This window comes from Candidatus Eremiobacterota bacterium (genome assembly GCA_031082125.1).
Lineage (GTDB): Bacteria > Vulcanimicrobiota > CADAWZ01 > CADAWZ01 > Ess09-12 > Ess09-12.
In genome coordinates this window covers 102,393-120,137 of record JAVHLM010000013.1, presented here as the reverse complement: position 1 = coordinate 120,137, position 17,745 = coordinate 102,393, and the positions used below count along the sequence as shown (strand labels likewise).

Below are 17,745 nucleotides of genomic sequence, written 5' to 3'. Positions count from 1 at the left end.
ATGATGAAAAAACTGGATGAACGTCCTTACCACAGAGAGAAGAGCGATGGTGAGCCCCCCCCGGGAGACGGACCTGCCGTTTCCGTGCGAGGCCTTGTCAAACGCTACGGCCTTGTGATTGCCCTGAACGACATAAGCTTTGAGCTTTCAAGGGGGGAGATTCTCGGCCTCGTGGGACCCAACGGGGCAGGCAAGACAACGCTCCTGAGAATTCTTGCCACCCTGATCCCCTGCGATTCGGGGATGGTGACGATATGCGGCCACCCCCTCTCAGAAAAAGTGAAAATCCGCTCCATCATCGGCTTTATGCCGGACTTTCTGGGGGTTTATGAAGACATGACGGTGAGGGAGTATTTTGAATTTTTTGCGAGAGCATATTTTATCCCCGACAATCTTCGCCCTTACGCAGTAGATGAGACCATGCACCTTGTGGGAATGACCGAGATGCAGGAGGCCGTCGTTGAGAGCCTTTCCAGGGGAATGAAGCAGCGGCTGAGCCTGGGGAGGTGCCTGATCCACAAGCCGAAGCTCCTGCTCCTCGATGAGCCTGCGAGCGGCCTTGACCCCCTCGCCCGCCTCGAGCTCAGGGAGCTCCTGAGGGGCCTCGCCTCGAGGGAGGTGACGATAATCATCTCATCCCATGTCCTTGATGACCTGGCCGACATAAGCGACACCATCGGCGTCATCAAGAAAGGCTGCCTCATCTGCTCGGAAAGCACCAGGAGAATGATTGACGAGCGGGGCAGCAGGCGGATACGCCTCTCCGCCACCTCGAGCAAGGATCAGCTCTTCGAGAAGCTCAGGAAAAACGGGGCTGTCGAGGACATAAGGTGGGACGGCGAAACCATACTCTTTCACCTCAGGGATGACAGGGGGGACACGCCGGTGAACCTTCTCAGGAGCCTTGTAAACGAAGGCTTCCCCATAAGCTCTTTCTACGAGGAGCATCCGACTCTGCAGACAGCCTATCTCAACATCACCAAGGCATACGGAGGATGGGAGGATAAAAATCATGGCCTATAAGGAAAATCCTGTTTACCTGACCTCGGAAAAGCTCGCACAGCCCAGGCTCGCATGGCTGTCAGGCCTCTCAATCCTGCGTATCGCGTGCTGCTTCGCCGTCCCCGCCCTGGCACTGAGACTCATGCAGCTCTGCAGCTGCACGGTTTTTACCGTGGCCTCGGCGGCGCTTATTCTGCTCTCTGTGCTCCTGATAGGCTCGACAGCCCTTACCTCAATGAGCGGCGAGCGAGAAAAGAAGACCATCGACAGCCTGAGGCTCACCTGCCTGGATCCTGGCGCGGTAATCTCCGGGAAGCTGCTGCCGGAGTTCATGGCGCTCTGCCGCCTGCTCCTTGCCGTCTCTCCCACGATACTGCTGCTGGGCCTCACGTCGGAATACGGTTTCTCCGGAGCCATGGCAGTACTGCTCATCGCCTTTCTCTCGGGATGCGTCTCCCTGCTTGGGGGGTTCCTGATCTCCTCCCTCTCGCGGAGCAGCTCCCAGGCCATTGTGCTGGGGTGGATACTGAAGCTTCTCTGGGTTCTGGGGACTCCCCTCCTGGACCTTGTGCTCTCGGCAGTCTTTGTGACAGGCTCCATGCCCCCTGTCTTCAGCTCCGTGAGCCCCCTCGTGGCCCTCTATGCCCTTGTCCTTCCCCAGGCGATGAACGGTGCCTGGATGATCCTTCCCTGGTCATTCTTCCTGCTTGTTCCCCTTTTCCTCTGCATGATATGGCACTTCTCCGTGACCGTTTACGAGCAGGGCGGGCCTTCATGGGTCTACCTGAGGAGAAAGGCGACCGATGTCTTCCTGAAGGGCTGGGGGCCGAAATGGTTCTATGACGCCTTTCCGGGTGCCGTCCAATACTTGAGGAACCCCGCATTTCTCCGGGAGATATCCTACCAGATCCGCCACGGCGCCGGAAGGCTTCCCGGTTATCTGGTCTTCATCGTGCTCTTCCTGGCGCCCTATCTTTATGCCCGCTCATGGGCCCTCTGCAATTTCGAGAATCCCAGGGCTCAGCCGCGGAACACTTCATTCGTGGTGAGCGCCCCGGCATCATCAGACCCGGGGAACTCATCTCAGCTCTCAATAAAGCCTGTCATCAGAACATACCAGGGAACGGTGTTCACCCTCAGCAGGCATACCCTTATCGGGTGTCTCCGGTGGACCATGTACAAGTCCGCAGGTATCCCTCTTCCCAAAAAGCTTGTGAAAGAGGAGCCTGTGGCTTACCGGACCCATGCGCAGCACTACGGCTCTTCTCCGGTGGCAGGCACCGGGAGCGCCATGCTCACTGAAAAACCTTCCAATACTCGGACAGCCTCACTTTCCCGCGACGAGTATCTCGCAGTAAACCAGGAAACCATAAGGTGCGGGCTCATCGGGGCAATCTGGCTCTTCCTCCTCTATATCTCCATAAGGGGCTGCTGCTTCACCGTCTCATCGGTTACGGGCGAAAAGGAGCGCCGTGTGTGGGACGACCTGGCCCTCTCTGGAATGACGCCGATCCGGCTTTTCACCGGCAAGATTCTGGGAGCTCTCATTCTCCCCCTTATCCAGATGACTGTCGTGTTCCCTGTGCTCCTTTTCTTCGTGGTGACGGGGAACCTTCATTTCATGGAGGTCGTGAGCTTTTACCTCTATTCGGTTCTGCTCCTTATCGCGTCGGCGGTGCTCGGCTTCCGGGCCTCGGCGACTTCAGCCACAAGCAATGAGGCTCACAGCAAGGGCCTCAAGTACATCTTCCTGGCGTTTTTCATAGTTCCCCTCATAGCGCCGCTTTTCATGGCGATCTCGGTACTTCTCACTCCTGCGCTGTTGCTCTTTATCATGGTCACCCTTTTGCTTGCGAAGAAGAACACTAATCTTCCCAAGATATTGACGGCATTCGGCATTTGCTTCTTCACTCTCTTCGCCGTATGGGCAGTCTCGCCCCTTACGGCTCCCTTCACCTTCATGCCGTCGCTTCTCAACAATCCCGCCTTCAGCTCTCTCAACATCCCCACTGTTCCCCTCCTTGCTCTTGCGGTATGCCTCCTCTTCCTGGGCCTGATCACTTACCTCTTCGCAGCGCAGGGCATCGGCAGCTTGGCCGATCCCTCCCAAAAAGAGGTGCTCAGGGCCTGTCCCCTGCCCTCAAAGACACCTGAAGGCTTCCTCGCAGAGGCGGGACTGGGAGTCAGACAAGGAAGAAATGAGGGGGCTTTCTGATATAGAGCTTGTAATCAAGCTTGTACTCTATCAGAATGTGGGATGCCGATGAGCGCTTCAGAGACGATATGATGAAGTCATTGGATTCAAGCCCCGGGAGAGGGCGTACGAAATCCGGATGTATCTCCCTGAGGCGCCTGTATTCGTTTTCAGCTTCCTCAGAAAAATTCTGCTTGGCCAGGATAAGGATCCTGTTGTAGAGGGCGCCCTGATGCTCATCATCAATGGCGAAGACGCGTGAGAAGACCTCCAGGGCTTCCTTGCGCCTGTTAAGAAGCCCAAGCACCACCCCTCTGTTGTTGAGCACATCGGCATTCTGCCCGTCACGCTCGATTGACTTCTCAAAGCAGAAGAGACTCTCCTCCAGGCGCCCCCCCTGGAACACCGTGAGCCCCTTGCTGTTCCAGCATTCTGCAGAGGCCGGGTCAAGCTTGAGGCACATCTCATAGCATCGAAGGGCCTCCTGGTATCTTTTCAGCTCGAAATGGCAGTGACCCTTCTCCCTCCACGAGAGGGCGTGGCGTGCTTCTGCCTCCAGAGCGGAGTCATAGCATTCAATGGCTTCCTCGAGCCTGTTTATCTCTGAAAGCCAGCAGCCCTTGTTATACCAGGCAAGAACACACTTGTAATCAATATCAATGGCTTTGTTGTAGCATTTGATGGCGTCCTCGAGCTTTTCCATCTTTCTCTGGAGCACACCCCTGTTGTTCCATATCTCCGCCCTTTCAGGATCTATTTCAAGGGCCCTGTCAAGAGAATGGAGGGCCTCCTGGAACTTGTCGGTCCTGTAAAGGGCGACGCTCTTGAAAATCCATGGGTCAACGACCCGGGGATTAATCTCCAGGACCTTGTTGCAGCATTCAATGGCTGCAGTCCATTCCTTCATCATCAGCAGGGAAAGGCTCTTGAAAAAGAGGGAGCGGAAGTTCTCCCTGTCAATTTTCAATATCCTGTCAAAGCAGTAGACGGCATCTGAGGGCTTGCACGCCTTGTTGAGAACGATGCCCTTGTTAAGCCATATGGTCACGTCCCAGTGATTCAGCTCAAGGCTCTTGTCAAAGCACCAGAGGGCTTCTTTTTCCTTGCCCTGGAGGAACAGGAAGATTCCCCGTGCCTCCCAGAGCAGGGGAAGATGAGGCGCCTTCTCAATTGCCTCATTCAGGAACCTGTTCCCCTCCTCCTTCTCGTTCAGCTCCCCCAGCATGATGGCCATGTAAAAGAGGCCGTACTCAAAAGAGGGGGCCTGTTCAATGAGTCTCTGCAGGGTGGCAAGGGCATCGTCATATTCACCGGTCTCGCGGTAGCAGAGGGCAAGGCGCAGGAGCGCCCCCTTGTTTTCGGGATAACTCTCGATGACGCGCCTGAGAAATTTCACCGCCTCAGGGAACTCACCAAGGCGGAAATGGGCATCACCGCGAAGTATCCACAGATGGTAATCATCCTGGCCCCCGGAGAAGACGACATCCTGGTATTTCTTCGAGATCTCGTACCTCTCCAGGACCGATGAAAACTTGCTTATCGTCTGATAAAGGAGGGGATCGCGGGGGCCCTTCCTGTCATGGCGGGCCTCGGCGTACCTGAGGGCCTTTACCGCGTATTCCTTGGCCAGGCTGTAGTGAGTGACCCCTTCCAGGCAGAGTATGGCCTTGAGCCATCCCTCAAAGTAGCCTGGAAAAATGAGAAGGGCAATGTCATAAGCTTCTATGGCATCAGATATCCTGTGGGACCTCTCATGAATGGCTCCCTTGACTGCCCAGAGCTCTGGAGAGAGAGGCGCCCTTGCTATTCCTTTGGCCACGGTATCCAGAGCCTCATCGGAATATCCCAGCTCGATAAGGGAGAGGGCGGCAAATTTCCAGGCATCTATGACCTCAGGATGGGTGCGCAGGCAGTTTTCAAAGCTCTTTACCGCCTGCACGTGGTCCCCGCTCTGATAAAATTTCATCCCTTCGCTGAACCACTGGGTATGGGTGAATTTCTCCTTGCCCGTAAGGCGCTCAAGGATACCGCCCTTCCTGGAAGTCTTCTCATGCTGCACCTGGGCATACTTAACGCGCTCCTCCTTGAGATTGGGGATAGGCTTTTCGGAGCAGTATGCCTGGATATGCTCAAAAAGCTCCAGCGCCTCGCTGTCCCTTCCCGTGAGGAGCAGCACGAGGGCCTTCCTGTATTTCACTATCGGATCGTCAGGATACATCTCAAGGAGCGAATCGTGATGGTGCAGGATATTTTCGCAGTCACCCTCGCACACTTCAAGCTCCTCATCCTGGAATCTTGCAATTACCGGGGAGCCCGCCGCGACCAGCAGGAACTGCTGGACCCTGCTCTCCTTTGACTTCAGCCTCTCCAGCGCCTTGATGACAAAATCATTATGGGGATTGAGCTCCAGCGCCTTTTCATATGATTTGATGGCATGATCGAAATAATGGAGCTCTCCCATGATGACTCCCTTGCTTATCCATGCCCTTATATCAGCCTGGTTCAGCCTGAGAGCCCTGTCTATGCAGCTTGTGGCACTCTCCAGCCGGCCCATCTCATAGAGGCAGTTTCCCTTGAAGATCCAGAACTGCGGGTTGCCGGGCTGCAGTTCAATGGCCATATCGTAGTATTCAAGCGCCTTCTCGATATCGTTGAGCTTGAATGAGGAGACGCCGCAGCCCACCCAGGCATTTACAAAGGTGGAATCTATCTCGGTGACTCTCACGAAGGATTCAATGGCATCCTTGTGGGAATTTATCTTCTGCAGAAGCACTCCCTTGTTGAACCATGCCATCAGGTAACGCGGATTTATCTCAATGGCCTTGGTGTAGCACTCGATAGCCTCCTGTATCTTGTCCATCTTGTTAAGGAGGTTTCCCTTGTTGTTCCAGGCCTCGGAAAGCCTCGGATTGCTCTTGAGGGCGCGGTCATAGCACCTGAGAGCCTCCTTCCTGTAGCCCTGAAGATCGTAGAGGACGCCCTTCATTGACCATACCTCGGCTCTTTCGGAGTCAATGGCCAGCGCCTTGTCATAGCAGTAAAGGGCTTCCCTGTAATTCTTCATAGAGGCATACAGATTCCCTCGGTTATGCCATATATCTGCATTTTCGGGCTCTTTTGCCACGGCAATATCAAAATACTTCATTGCCTCCTCTGTCTGGCCCACCCTGTAAAGGCATTCCGCCTTTGCCACGATGAGCTTTGCCATCTCAGGCTCAAGCTCCAGGCCTTCGTCAAAGATCTCCAGGGCCTCCTTGTAGCGCATGAGGGTCATAAGCGATTCGCCGCGGTGGATAAGCTCATCGATGGTGGTCTCTCCGGCGGCTCCGCTGAAGCTGTAACTTATCCCGAAGATATTCTCGTATGCCACGTTCAGGGCCAGAATCAGCTCCTCGAAATCGCCGAAGCGCTCATGGGGGTGTTTTTTCAGGCATCTCAGGATGATCTCACAGACTTCATGGGGGATATCGTTGCGGACTCTGCAGGGATCGGCGGGAGCCTTATTGAGGTGGCCATGGATGCACTCCTCAATGCTTTCATCGCCGAATGGAGGGGTGCCAAGGAGCATTTCGAAGAACATGGCGCCGAAGGAGTATATGTCTGACGAGGTGCTCACCCCCGTGGCTCTTGAAAACTGCTCGGGTGACATGTAAGGAAATGTCCCCACGGCTCCGCCGCTGGAGATAGGGTCATCATCGTTCTTCTTTGACCTTATCCTCTCTATTTTCTCCCCGGCGTCCTCAGAGAAAACCTTCACCAGGCCGAAATCTGTTATCTTGAGCACTCCCTCATTGGTGATGAGGCAGTTGGAGGGCTTGATGTCCTGGTGCACTATCCCCAGTTTCTTGGAGGCGTAATTCATCCCCTCGCAGAACTGCAGGGCATATTCCATGGCCATCTGCACGTCGAATACACCCTCGTAGAGCATGTGCTCCAGATCTGTGCCGTCGATGTATTCAAGGAAAATGTAGGGCTTCCCGTCAAGGTTCTTGAAAGTCCGGGCCTGCACTATGTTCCTGTGGCTTCCCAGCTTGACCCAGATTTCGGCCTCCTTGATAAACATCTTGAGGATCCTCTCATTCCAGAGAAACTGCTCCTGGAAGCTCTTGAGGGCATATACCTGCCCGCTTGAGAGATCCTTCACGATATAGACAATGCCCATTCCCCCCTTGTGACTTTCAAGAACCTCGTAATTTTTCTCAATGATGTCGCCTTTATGCCACTCCTTGCGGGAGGTGATTACTTTTTCCCTTCTTTCCTTCTGCGCTTCGCTTATCTGGCTCACTATCTGCTCGGCTTCGGCGACAAAATCACCATTCGGGTTGATTTCCACGGCCTTCATCAGGGATTCAAAGCTTTCTGTCTCATCCCTGTCAACGTGGTAAAGGAACCTGCCGAGCTGCATATGGGGGAGAGCAAAGCGGGGGACAATCTGCACAACCCTTCTCAGATACTCCTGTGCCTGCTCGTGCTTTCCCTGGCCCTGGAAAAGTTTTGCGAGATCCATGTCGGTAAATACATTATAATAATACTTGTTGGCGATTATAAATGAGTCAAAGGCCTCCTTCACCTTCCCCAGCTCGATGAGGGCCTGGGCTTTCCAGTGATGGCACCACCTGAATACAGGATAGATTGAGATGGAGGTGCCGAGGATGTCCAGGGCCTGCTGATACTGCTTCTTGTGGATGAGATCGATTCCATGGCTGTAGAACTGGTACCAGTCGCTCTTCACGGAGTCGCACTGGGAGAAAAACTCGGCAATTGCCGCCGCATCCTTTCCTCTGGGGAAATAACCGAGATATTCGGAAAGTGCCCAGCGCTCGCCCTCCTTGTTTCCCATGGCCCTGTATATGGAGGCGATCCCCATCGAGTAGACAAGGTATGCCACCTCCTTCTGACCGTCGAAATCGGGATTCATCTCAACGGCACTGAGAAAGTTTTCCAGGGCCTTCTCATATTCCTCGAGGTCCTGGTATATCTCGCCGAGGGCTATGCAGGAATGGAGCGTGAAGGGGTCAACCTGGAGGGAGCGCTCGAATTCATCGGCTGCCTTCAGCATCACCGAGAGGTGCTCATCACCCTTAAGCTCCTGTTCCTCTTCGCTCTTTCTCATCTTTGCCAGGAGGGCCTGCCCCCTGGAGAAGAACTTCATGGCTTCCTTCCTGCGGGTGGCGAAGATGTCCAGCTTTCTCCTGAAGACCGCGATCAGGCTGTCCTCTCTAGGGGCCTCAGCCTTTTCGGGCTTCTTCTCCAGCACCTTTTCCCTGGACGAATAACAGTATTCCGTCAATTTCTTCTGATCGGAAAAAAGGGGGAGCAGGTTGAGGCCGCCTTTCATGCAATCCCTGAGGGGCCAGTCCACGTAAGCTTCGTCGGCATGATAATTGAAGAATTTCACAAGGCTGAGGAAGTTCGCTTCCCTGCGGGTCGAGAAATCATCCTTCAAAAAAGCCCTGTAATTGAAAGAATTCGCCTCTATGCAGTAGAGCGGATCTTTCCCCTTCACGAAAAAAAGGAGGGAAGGCACGGTCTCCCCCTTTTTAAAGCGCACACCAAAGAGGTGGGTGAGGGACTTCCATGCCATGGTCTCAGCGCCATAGTCATGCTGGATGCTCAATTCCATGGGGGTGAACGATCCGCTCAGCACCCTGAGTATCTTGTGAATTTTCATCACTTTGCTGTCCATAGGGCATGCTCCATTAAATTTCATTATATCACGAAGGCGTAGCAAGGTAAATATTTCAAAGAAATTCCCCCGGGAGCCTCTCACGGGAGAAGGTTTTTCCTCGCCTTGCGAGAACATGTGAGAGACATCACAGATGGGGGTATGGACATTGAACGACAACAGCGAGAAGAAGATGTGCTGGTTCCTCGGGGCGATGGGGATAGGTATCCTGCTCTCGATAAGCATATTCGCGCTTATCTCCTACTGCCACTCCCTCGATCCCGACAGTGATCCCAGGAGCGAAAAGGTAAAGGAGCTCATTCACGAAGCGGAGCAGCTTCTTGAAAAGGGGAAGCGCGGCACTTACTGCCCCAAGCAGAACCGCGGCTGACAGACGCCCTGAATTCACTGTGCCTCTGAGGACGTGTCAGGTGAAGGATGGATATACTTATTACCAATGATGACGGGATAAACGCCCCGGGACTCATCGCACTTATTGATGAAGCAAAGAGGCTTGGCAATGTCATCGCCGTCGCTCCCCACCAGGAGAGAAGCGCCATAGGCCATGGGATCACTTTTTTCCACCCTCTCAGGATGCACCGGGTCGTAAGGGAGAAACATTGCCAGATATACTCATCGACAGGCACGCCCACGGACTGCATCCTCCTCGGCCTCACTCACCTCATGAAAAAAAAGCGGCCCGACATCATCATCACGGGCATCAACAGGGGTCCCAACATCGGTGATGACATCACATACTCCGGTACGGTCTCATCGGCAATGGAGGGCGCCCTCAGGGGAATTCCCTCTATGGCCGTATCGGTGGGCGAATTCCAGGATCCGCGCTATGATACTGCAGCTGTCATAGCCTTAAGGCTCGTGCCCCTCGTCCTGTCTTACGGGCTTCCCCCGCGGACCCTGCTGAACGTCAATGTGCCCAGCGTGGAACTTGACGATATAAAGGGAATCGCCATCACCCGCCAGGGCAGGAGCTCCTATGTCCAGAGCTTCCTGAAGAGAAGGGATCCCCGCGGCCATGATTATTTCTGGTTTAACTACAGCAATCCCTCAGGCAACAAGGAAAAGGGTACTGATTTCGATGCCCTTTCCAGGAACTATGTCTCTGTGACACCCCTGCAGCTTGACCTTACATGCCATGCCACCATGGGCAGCCTCAAGGAATGGGATCTCCCCCGTATCCTTAAAGAATCCTGAAGGGAGGGAGAAATCCCGTGGTTGACGGCCATGCCCAGAAAGTTCTTGAGTTCAGCGAGGTAAAAGCCCTTGTCTCGAAGTATGCCCAGTGGGAGCCTGGCTCCCAGGCCCTCCTGCGCCTCGAGCCCATGGATGCTCCCGACGGGATATACGAGCTGCAGAACAAGATCCGCCAGGTCCTGGAGCTGTTCGAGGAGGGCTATTCTCCCGAGATGGCGGGCCTCAGCGACCTGAGGGATGTAATCCTTGCCTCCACAAAGGATATCGTGCTCGGCCCCCAGGACTTCATCTGCCTCAGGAGAAATCTCGCCGTCGTCACCGCCCTCAAAAAATCCCTTCTCACATGGGCTCACCTCCCCTTCATCCTGAAAACGCTCCAGGAGCTGACCCTCATTCCTCCCCTCAGGGAGGCCCTGGACAGGACTTTTGACGACCAGGGGCTTATCCTTGACTCTGCGAGCCCCGAGCTCTCCGACATAAGGTACCGCATGGCAGGACTCGAGGAGAGGATCCATCACAAGATAGGTTCGCTGCTGAGAGATCACGGGCTCCAGAAAATGTTCCAGGAGCACCTTGTCACCATGCGGGAAGGCCGTTATGTCATTCCTGTCAAGCAGGAATACCGGGGTGTCTTTGAAGGGCTTGTCCTTGACAGCTCCACGAGCGGCGCCACGGTCTTCATGGAGCCCATGGAAGTTGTGGCCTCCAACAACGAGCTCCGCCAGTTAAAGAACGAGGAGAAGGAAGAGATCAGCCGCATACTCAGGAGCCTCTCCGCGATGGTGGCGCAAAACAGCGGAGCCCTTGCAAAAAACCACGAGGTGCTTGCCCACCTGGACATGGTGAACGCCCTGGCGCTCTTTGCAAAAAAACACAAGGCAGTCCTCCCTGCCCTCAACAGCTCGGGGTACATCAACCTGAAAAAGGCGCGCCATCCCCTTCTGGGAGAAAAAGCCATCCCCATTGACATCGAGCTGGGAAGGGACTACTCGGCTCTCGTTATCACAGGGCCCAACACGGGCGGAAAGACAGTCACGCTCAAGACCGTCGGGCTCTTCGCGATGATGGCCCTCTCGGGAATGCCCCTCATCGCCGACGAGGGCACGGAGATAGGTATCTTCTCGTCAATATTCTCCGATATCGGAGACGAGCAGAGCATCACGCAGAACCTGAGCACCTTCTCCTCCCATATGAGCCAGATAATCCACATCATCAGAAGTGTTGATGAGCGCTCCCTGGTCCTCCTCGACGAGCTGGGTGCGGGGACCGATCCCAAGGAGGGCACGGCGCTGGGAATAGCCATCCTGGAGCACCTGGCCTCCAGGGGCATCAGGTCCGTAGTGACAACCCATTACGGAGAGCTGAAATATTTTGCGGCGAACCACCCCCTGGCAAGGAACGCCGCCATGGAATTTGACAGCGAGACCCTCCTCCCCTCGTACAGGGTGATCGTGGGCATCCCTGGACGCTCCTGCGCCCTCACCATCGCCGGAAAGCTGGGCCTCCCCGGCGGGCTGGTAAAGCGCGCTGAGGAGCTCATTACCCACGATTACGTCGAGCTTGACAGGCTCCTTGAGGATATTGAGGCCAAGGAGAAAAAGATGGAGCAGGAGCTCTTTCTAAAGGAGAAATTCAGGAAAGAGGCCCAGGCCCTCAAGAGCAGGTATGAAGAAGAGCTCTCGCAGGTAAAGACGGAGGAGTCGGAGATCCTTACCGAGGCCTTTTCAGAGGCCGAGATGATCATCGGCTCGGCGAAAAACGAGATAAAACAGAGCCTCAAGGATTTCAGGAAACGTATGAGCCTGCTGGCAAAGAGCACGAAGCCGTCAAAGGAAGATGCCGAGACTATTGCACAGGAGACCTTCAGCAGGTTTGACGCCATCCTCGGGCGCCTCGAGGGATTCAGAAAGAAGAAGGAGGTGCCTGGCCTCCATGGAGCTCTCGAATCTCTCAAGGCCGGCGACGTGGTCTTCATCCCTTCAATGAACAAGGAGGCCGCCATAATTGACATCAGGGAGGATGAGGTGTACCTGCAGGTGGAAAAGATAAAGATGAAGCTTCCCCTCTGGAGTATCCGGCGCCCGGGCGGGACCAGGAAGAGGGATGAGAAGCCCTTGCAGAGCGATACCCCGGAAAGAAGTGATTTTCCCGAGCGCATTGAGCTCCTCGGCGCCTATGTGGACGAGGCGATCTTCCGGCTCGGAAAGTACATGGACGATGCCCTGGCAGCGGGAATCACGTCATTCCAGGTAGTCCATGGAAAGGGGACAGGGGCGCTCAGGAAAGCGGTGCACCTTTTCCTCAGGAAGCACCCCAAGGTCCTGAATTTCCGCCCCGGAGAAGCCCGCGAGGGGAGCTGGGGCGTCACCGTCGTCACCCTGGCCTAGCTGTTGCGATGCTTCCCTGCTGGCGTGATTTCCCCCTTGATGGTATAATGAGATGAGAGAGGAAAGGAGCCTCGGTCCATGGAGCCCCTTGCGAGAAGAGACAGATATACCTATAAAGATTACTGCGATATACCCGGCGAAGAGCGGTACGAGGTCATCGAAGGGATTCTTTATCAGATGACGCCCGCTCCCTCAAGAAGGCACCAGGATCTGCTGGGCGGACTGTTCACGGCCTTCCATAATCACCTGAGAGGGCATGCCTGCAGGGTATACTGCGCTCCCTTCGATGTGAGGCTGCCCGCGCGGGGCGAGAAGGATGACGAGGCGGGAACGGTGGTGCAGCCCGATATATCGGTGATCTGCGACCCCGGCAAGCTCGATGACCTGGGGTGCCTCGGGAGCCCCGATCTCATCATAGAGATCGCCTCACGGGGGAGCGCTTCAAGGGACTATGTGAAGAAGCTCGCCCTCTATGAGAGGCACGGCGTCCGCGAGTACTGGGTGGTTCACCAGGATGACAGGACCGTGATGGTCTTCACGCTCAACGACAGCGGTGAATACGGAAGGCCTGCCGTCTACTCCAGCGAGGATACTGTAAAAGCCGGCCTCTTTCCGGACCTTGCCATTGACCTTGCATCTCTCTTCTCGGAAGCTCCGGAACGGCCCTGACGGAGGCGCCTTTTTCCCCTGACCGGGAGCGTGACCGGGGTAACCCTCTGTTCCCTTTCAGCTGTTATATTTCACAAGATCGCTGATGCTGTGGCTGTCTGAGCCCCTGGTGGCTTTAAGGCCGAGATCCTTCGCAAGGCTTTCCACTTTCTCCACGAACTGCCTCTCCTCACCGGGAGAATCATAGCGGTCAGGCATGTGAAGATGGTATGGATAATAAGTCTCGACGCCGTCTATCCCGTCCTGCCTGAGAGTCTTTATCATGGCAAAGGCCTCAAGGGGCGGGATGTCATAGACACCGGGATGAGCGAGGACCGCCATGCCGCCGGCTCCCTTTATCATTGTTATGGCTTCGGGGGCCGTGGCGCGCTTGAAGCCCTTCACGGGACTGCTGTTGAGGAATTTCTTGGCTTCGCCGTAGTTCGCGAAGAGCCCATTGCTGACGAGGGGCTGAAGGATGTGGGGCTTCAGTATGGTGACGCGCCCTTCGGGCATCACGTCCTGCTCTTTTATCACGACCTTGCCGAAATGATCGTTGACGCAGTCGATATAGCGCAGTGCCCTTTCGCGGCGCTCTTTCTGCACCGCCGCGAGGTACCCCGCAAGATCCTTATTCTCTACATCGATGTAGTACCCCAGGATCTCGATATTCCTGCCGTTGAAGCTGCAGTCAATCTCCACTGCCTTTACGACCTCGATGCCGTCCATGGGCTCTCCTGAAAGCATCACGTGGGCGTCAAGGGCGTCGTGGTCAGTGATGGCTATTGAGGTGAGCTTCAGATCCTTCGCCGCCTCACGCATGAGGGCGGGGCTGTCCTTGCCGTCGGAGACGGTGGTGTGCATATGCCAGTCGTGATGCTCCGTCATGGGGGCTCCTTGTTCACCGGTATTTCCCATGCATTTCTCCGGAGGCTGCGCGAATCCTCTGATGCACCGTGAGAATGCCCGACCGCTTTTCGCACTGCAGGATGATTACAGGCATCCTTTGCTGCCGTAAAGCCTCTTTTCTTTGTCTAATGCTGATGGCAAGAATCGCCTGTGATCTCTTATGGACCTTGAAAGTGGCTCTTCATGGACCTCAGCTCCTTCGCCTTCTGGAGGGCCTCCGGACCCCACGATCTTACCTTCATCTTCCCTCGCTGAAAGTGACGTGGACAGGAATCTTTGCGGCAGAGCGAGCAGCAGCAACTTCCCTTCCCATGTTCTCTCAGAAGCTATTCGTATGGCTCTCGGACTGATGGCAAAGGAACTGATCACCATGCTCACCTTCAGAGGCGATTTCGGATGGTTGGAACGGCAGGCCTGGTTGAATGAAGACGGCACGGTTGCCTGTAATCCGCGATATCGCGAAGCCGCTCACCGGGCAGAGGTTGAAGGAATAGCCACAGAACGCCCAGAGAAAGTGACATGCAAAAAGTGTAAAGATATGATCTGGAAAATCAGCCATGCAAAAAACCGAGATGGGGAAGAGAAGTAGCGGCTTCGGATCGGTACCTCTGAACGAAGCAATTGCCTGGAAAAATGATTGTTTTTTCCGATCATAGATTTGGCATCAGTACATATGCGCAACAAAGCCCCCTATGCCGACTGCTATTTCCTCGATGTGGCTCTCGGATGCAACTGAAGACATAAGATGGGCTCCGGTCCTGCGCGTAAAGGACAGGGGTGTTTCGCTCTCGCTCCCGCCTTTTTCTTCGCACTGACGCACCGCTTCCCGGAATTTTCTAGATTTTAGGCCTCCTTCACTGCTCTTCGCCAGGAAATCTTTGGACTTTTCCGGAGATTTGCGGTATAATTTCTGCGGAGGCCGGGGGCGCTGGAATCAAGCTTCCTGTCCTTCAGCCCTCCTCCCGCGGGGACAGTCTCCCGGAGACTGCCCCGCAGGTGGGAGGCCACAGGCGCTACGACAGGCGGCAGGAGCCACCGTCAAAGGTGACTGCCGGCCGTTCGTGAACAGACGGGTGAAAGCACGTGATTCTTTTACACGGATTTTCTTTTCTCATAAACCAGGGGAGCTGTTTGTCCATGTTCTTCCAGATGTCACTCACAAGGAGGTTCTCTGATGAATACACTGGTTCGGGTAACGAGGCTCTTTCTATGCTTTACCGCACTGATCGCCCTGCTCCTCTCCATGCAGGCGATGCAGGCCTGTGGAGCGGAAAAGGATGAAGTCAATACCCCGGCGCAATGGCAGAAGATCCTGGACAGCGTGCCGGCCGGTGACTCCGCCCAGGCGGATGAAAACGCCAATGTCAGGTTGAAGACTAAGGGAGAGCACCCGGGCGCCCGTAAGGAGAGAATCGCCCATACCTATGCATACGGAGTAAAGGGCAGTTTTACTGATCCCCGCCTGATCCGCCGGCTGCGCGCCGAGAACCTTACTCCGGTCGAGAGCCTTCATGCCCGTGACGGAGCAGCAGCCATTGTGCTCAGAGATGACAGAAACGGCGGGTACATCATCGCATTCCGCGGCACCGATGATGAGAAGGACAGGGAGAGCGATAAGAAGGAATGGGAGGCAGGGAAGACCATCGGCACCACTCAATACATGAACCACCGGGAGCTTTACGATGGCTGGGTGGAGAAATATGGCCGTAATGGAAAGCTTGAAGTGGCGGGCCACAGCCTTGGCGCAGGGAAAGCGCAGATCTGTCTTTCCTTTCATCCTGAAAAGATTGCCAGGACTACGCTTGTCCAAAGCCCCGGCGTAGACCTGGAGACTGCGAAGCGGTATGAAGACAACACGACCCTTGTCCACCGGATGCGCACCGAGGAGAGGGGGCCTGTCAACCTTGTGCAGGCAACCCGCGATCCGGTAGGTGATGTCAATCGGGGGCATATCGGCGATCCTTATGTCATTGCAGGGACCGGGACTGATATGACAGGCGCGTACGACATGGCGACCACGATTGGCGGCCATACGCAATTCGTGCTGCAGAATCCAGGAGGCCTGGAGGATCTCGAAACGGGGAAACCTTATATATCCGAAAATGCAGACCGCGTTATCAGGCCTCTCACCATCAAGGAATACCAGAAATACCGGGGCTCCACGAAGTCAGGGAGCGAGTTCGACAAGTTTGTGCGCGAGGGAGGAGCCTCTCCACGGGATCCCCGGTGGCGCAATGCGGCAGCTCTGCAGTTCACGGCGGAAAAAAGAGCGGCAAGGCCTTCTGCAAAGCCCGGCAAATCACCGCCTCCGATCACCACCACGCCCGTTCCCTCGCCTGCCGCCACCCAGGCGCTCCCCGCTCTGCTGAGAGGCAAAATCAACGGTCCCCTGAAGGCCGTCGCAGGGACCGAGTGTATATATGAGTTTGCCCTGGAAGGCCCTCAGGGTGCAGGCGCGGCGGGCTCAGAACGCAGACAGGCCATGGAATGGTTCATTGACGGCAGGAAGCAGGTTATAGACAACAGGAGGATATCAGTCACCTGGGCCACGGCAGGTGCGCGGCAGCTCAGGGCGATTCTCCTCCAAAAGGAGAAGAAACTTGCGGAGCATTCTATCACCGTGACGGTTGATGCGAAGCCCCTTATTGCCAGGCTCAAGGGCCCCCGGGGCGCGAAGGTGGGAGAACGTTCGCGGTATGAAGTCTCTGTCGAGGGAGGCGTGGGAGACTACCGGTTCGCGTGGGCTCTCAACGGCAGACCGCTGCGACCGACAGAGAAGGTGGTCGATATTACCTGGTCAAAACTGGGCCAGGCCATTCTCGAGGTCACTGTCACCGATGACGCAAAGAATTTGCAGATGGATCGCCTCTCTATCGAGGTGAAATCGATGGAACCTGCTTCTTCTTCCACAGGAGCGCCCGCATCAACCTCCACGGGCGCCGCGCCTGGAGACAGCCGGAATACAGGAACGAAGGGCGGCTGGGTGCTTGTCGATACGAAGCTTTATGGAGGAGAGGGGAGAAAAATCGCGAGGAACAATGCCGAAATCAATTATGAGACCTATTCCTGGCAAGGTGCCTGGAGCACCCCGCCTGCCGAGATGATTCCCGGTGAGACCCTCATTTTCAAGATGGCCGTGAGCTTCACCGAGAGAAGCACTGCCCACGGCGCATACATAGGGGCGACCGTCAACATCGACCAGGAGAAGGAGGGTGTCGCGCCGGGCAGCGGAACCGCCTCGATGATCCGCATCGGGAGCGTGGGGACCGATTACAGCAAAGGTGTGCGCCAGGCTTCGGGGAGCTGCAGATATACTGTTCCCGAGGGAAACAGGGGATCGCGGTTCCAGATCCGCTGCATGCTCTCCGATGGGTACCATGTTCCCGGCGCGTGCTTCATCTACGAATACCGCTGACCGCAAGAAAGGCGTGCCGCGCGGACAGGGATAACCCGCAGTATTCATGAAACCCTTGACCCTGGAAGAGGAATGGAATATCCGGGAGACAATACCAGGAATTGATAAAAATTTTCGCCATCACCATGGGAAGAAACAATGAGACGAAAGGAGGACTATGTGAATATCCCGGCTGCGAGGCGGTGATAGCGAACGGGCAGAACTTCCAGGCAGGCCCTGGTATGCCACGGGTGACCTACGGCGACGGTGAGGCGCGCACAGGGAGTGCTGGAGAACCACCCGGGGGGAATGTGCGGTGCCGGTAGGGGAT

At 55.6% G+C, this 17,745-nt stretch carries 11 protein-coding genes; 9 read left to right on the top strand and 2 right to left on the bottom strand.

What is annotated here, in order from left to right:
* Positions 1-1,023 (top strand): ABC transporter ATP-binding protein, encoded by a 1,023-nt coding sequence (locus RDV48_15750; GenBank protein ID MDQ7824255.1) that lies wholly within the window; start codon positions 1-3, stop codon positions 1,021-1,023.
* On the top strand, positions 1,013-3,217 hold the full coding sequence (locus RDV48_15745; GenBank protein MDQ7824254.1) for an ABC transporter permease: 2,205 nt from the start codon (positions 1,013-1,015) through the stop codon (positions 3,215-3,217). Before RDV48_15750 ends, RDV48_15745 begins: the two co-directional genes overlap by 11 nt.
* Here RDV48_15745 and RDV48_15740 read toward each other — a convergent pair.
* Positions 3,186-8,882, bottom strand: coding sequence for a tetratricopeptide repeat protein (locus RDV48_15740; GenBank protein MDQ7824253.1), 5,697 nt, complete (start codon positions 8,880-8,882; stop codon positions 3,186-3,188). The genes RDV48_15745 and RDV48_15740 overlap by 32 nt on opposite strands.
* A 148-nt stretch (positions 8,883-9,030) precedes the next feature.
* Between RDV48_15740 and RDV48_15735 the strand changes: the two genes are divergently transcribed.
* The 4 genes from RDV48_15735 to RDV48_15720 all read left to right on the top strand — a co-directional run bounded on the left by RDV48_15735 (position 9,031) and on the right by RDV48_15720 (position 13,132).
* Positions 9,031-9,252: a hypothetical protein gene (locus tag RDV48_15735; GenBank protein MDQ7824252.1), complete on the top strand. Its 222-nt coding sequence runs from the start codon at positions 9,031-9,033 to the stop codon at positions 9,250-9,252.
* A 47-nt stretch (positions 9,253-9,299) separates the two neighbouring features.
* Positions 9,300-10,076 carry a 5'/3'-nucleotidase SurE gene (gene surE / locus RDV48_15730; protein MDQ7824251.1) on the top strand — a complete coding sequence of 259 codons (777 nt, stop codon included), beginning with the start codon at positions 9,300-9,302 and terminating at the stop codon, positions 10,074-10,076.
* 17 nt (positions 10,077-10,093) lie between these two features.
* Positions 10,094-12,463 (top strand): endonuclease MutS2, encoded by a 2,370-nt coding sequence (locus tag RDV48_15725; protein MDQ7824250.1) that lies wholly within the window; start codon positions 10,094-10,096, stop codon positions 12,461-12,463.
* Positions 12,464-12,541: 78 nt separating this feature from the next.
* Positions 12,542-13,132: a Uma2 family endonuclease gene (locus RDV48_15720; protein MDQ7824249.1), complete on the top strand. Its 591-nt coding sequence runs from the start codon at positions 12,542-12,544 to the stop codon at positions 13,130-13,132.
* 57 nt (positions 13,133-13,189) lie between these two features.
* On the opposite strand, the gene RDV48_15715 is transcribed toward RDV48_15720, so the two are convergent.
* A complete protein-coding gene (locus RDV48_15715) occupies positions 13,190-13,999 on the bottom strand; it encodes a PHP domain-containing protein (protein MDQ7824248.1) in 810 nt (269 codons plus the stop codon).
* Positions 14,000-14,354: 355 nt separating this feature from the next.
* On the opposite strand from RDV48_15715, the gene RDV48_15710 reads away from it, so the two are divergent.
* The 3 genes from RDV48_15710 to RDV48_15700 all read left to right on the top strand — a co-directional run bounded on the left by RDV48_15710 (position 14,355) and on the right by RDV48_15700 (position 17,740).
* Positions 14,355-14,609 carry a hypothetical protein gene (locus RDV48_15710; GenBank protein MDQ7824247.1) on the top strand — a complete coding sequence of 85 codons (255 nt, stop codon included), beginning with the start codon at positions 14,355-14,357 and terminating at the stop codon, positions 14,607-14,609.
* A 585-nt stretch (positions 14,610-15,194) separates the two neighbouring features.
* The gene (locus RDV48_15705) at positions 15,195-17,435 is read left to right on the top strand and encodes a hypothetical protein (protein ID MDQ7824246.1); all 2,241 of its coding nucleotides are present in this window, start codon (positions 15,195-15,197) and stop codon (positions 17,433-17,435) included.
* Between the two features lie 101 nt (positions 17,436-17,536).
* On the top strand, positions 17,537-17,740 hold the full coding sequence (locus RDV48_15700; GenBank protein ID MDQ7824245.1) for a hypothetical protein: 204 nt from the start codon (positions 17,537-17,539) through the stop codon (positions 17,738-17,740).
* Positions 17,741-17,745: the final 5 nt, after the last annotated feature.

What these genes read in the sequence shown, in the direction of transcription:
- RDV48_15750 (MDQ7824255.1), top strand. Translation starts at nt 1, where the DNA reads ATGATGAAAAAACTGGATGAACGTCCTTACCACAGAGAGAAGAGCGAT.
- RDV48_15745 (MDQ7824254.1), top strand. Translation starts at nt 1,013, where the DNA reads ATGGCCTATAAGGAAAATCCTGTTTACCTGACCTCGGAAAAGCTCGCA.
- RDV48_15740 (MDQ7824253.1), bottom strand. Translation starts at nt 8,882, where the DNA reads ATGGACAGCAAAGTGATGAAAATTCACAAGATACTCAGGGTGCTGAGC.
- surE (MDQ7824251.1), top strand. Translation starts at nt 9,300, where the DNA reads ATGGATATACTTATTACCAATGATGACGGGATAAACGCCCCGGGACTC.
- RDV48_15720 (MDQ7824249.1), top strand. Translation starts at nt 12,542, where the DNA reads ATGGAGCCCCTTGCGAGAAGAGACAGATATACCTATAAAGATTACTGC.
- RDV48_15715 (MDQ7824248.1), bottom strand. Translation starts at nt 13,999, where the DNA reads ATGACGGAGCATCACGACTGGCATATGCACACCACCGTCTCCGACGGC.
- RDV48_15710 (MDQ7824247.1), top strand. Translation starts at nt 14,355, where the DNA reads ATGGCTCTCGGACTGATGGCAAAGGAACTGATCACCATGCTCACCTTC.
- RDV48_15705 (MDQ7824246.1), top strand. Translation starts at nt 15,195, where the DNA reads ATGAATACACTGGTTCGGGTAACGAGGCTCTTTCTATGCTTTACCGCA.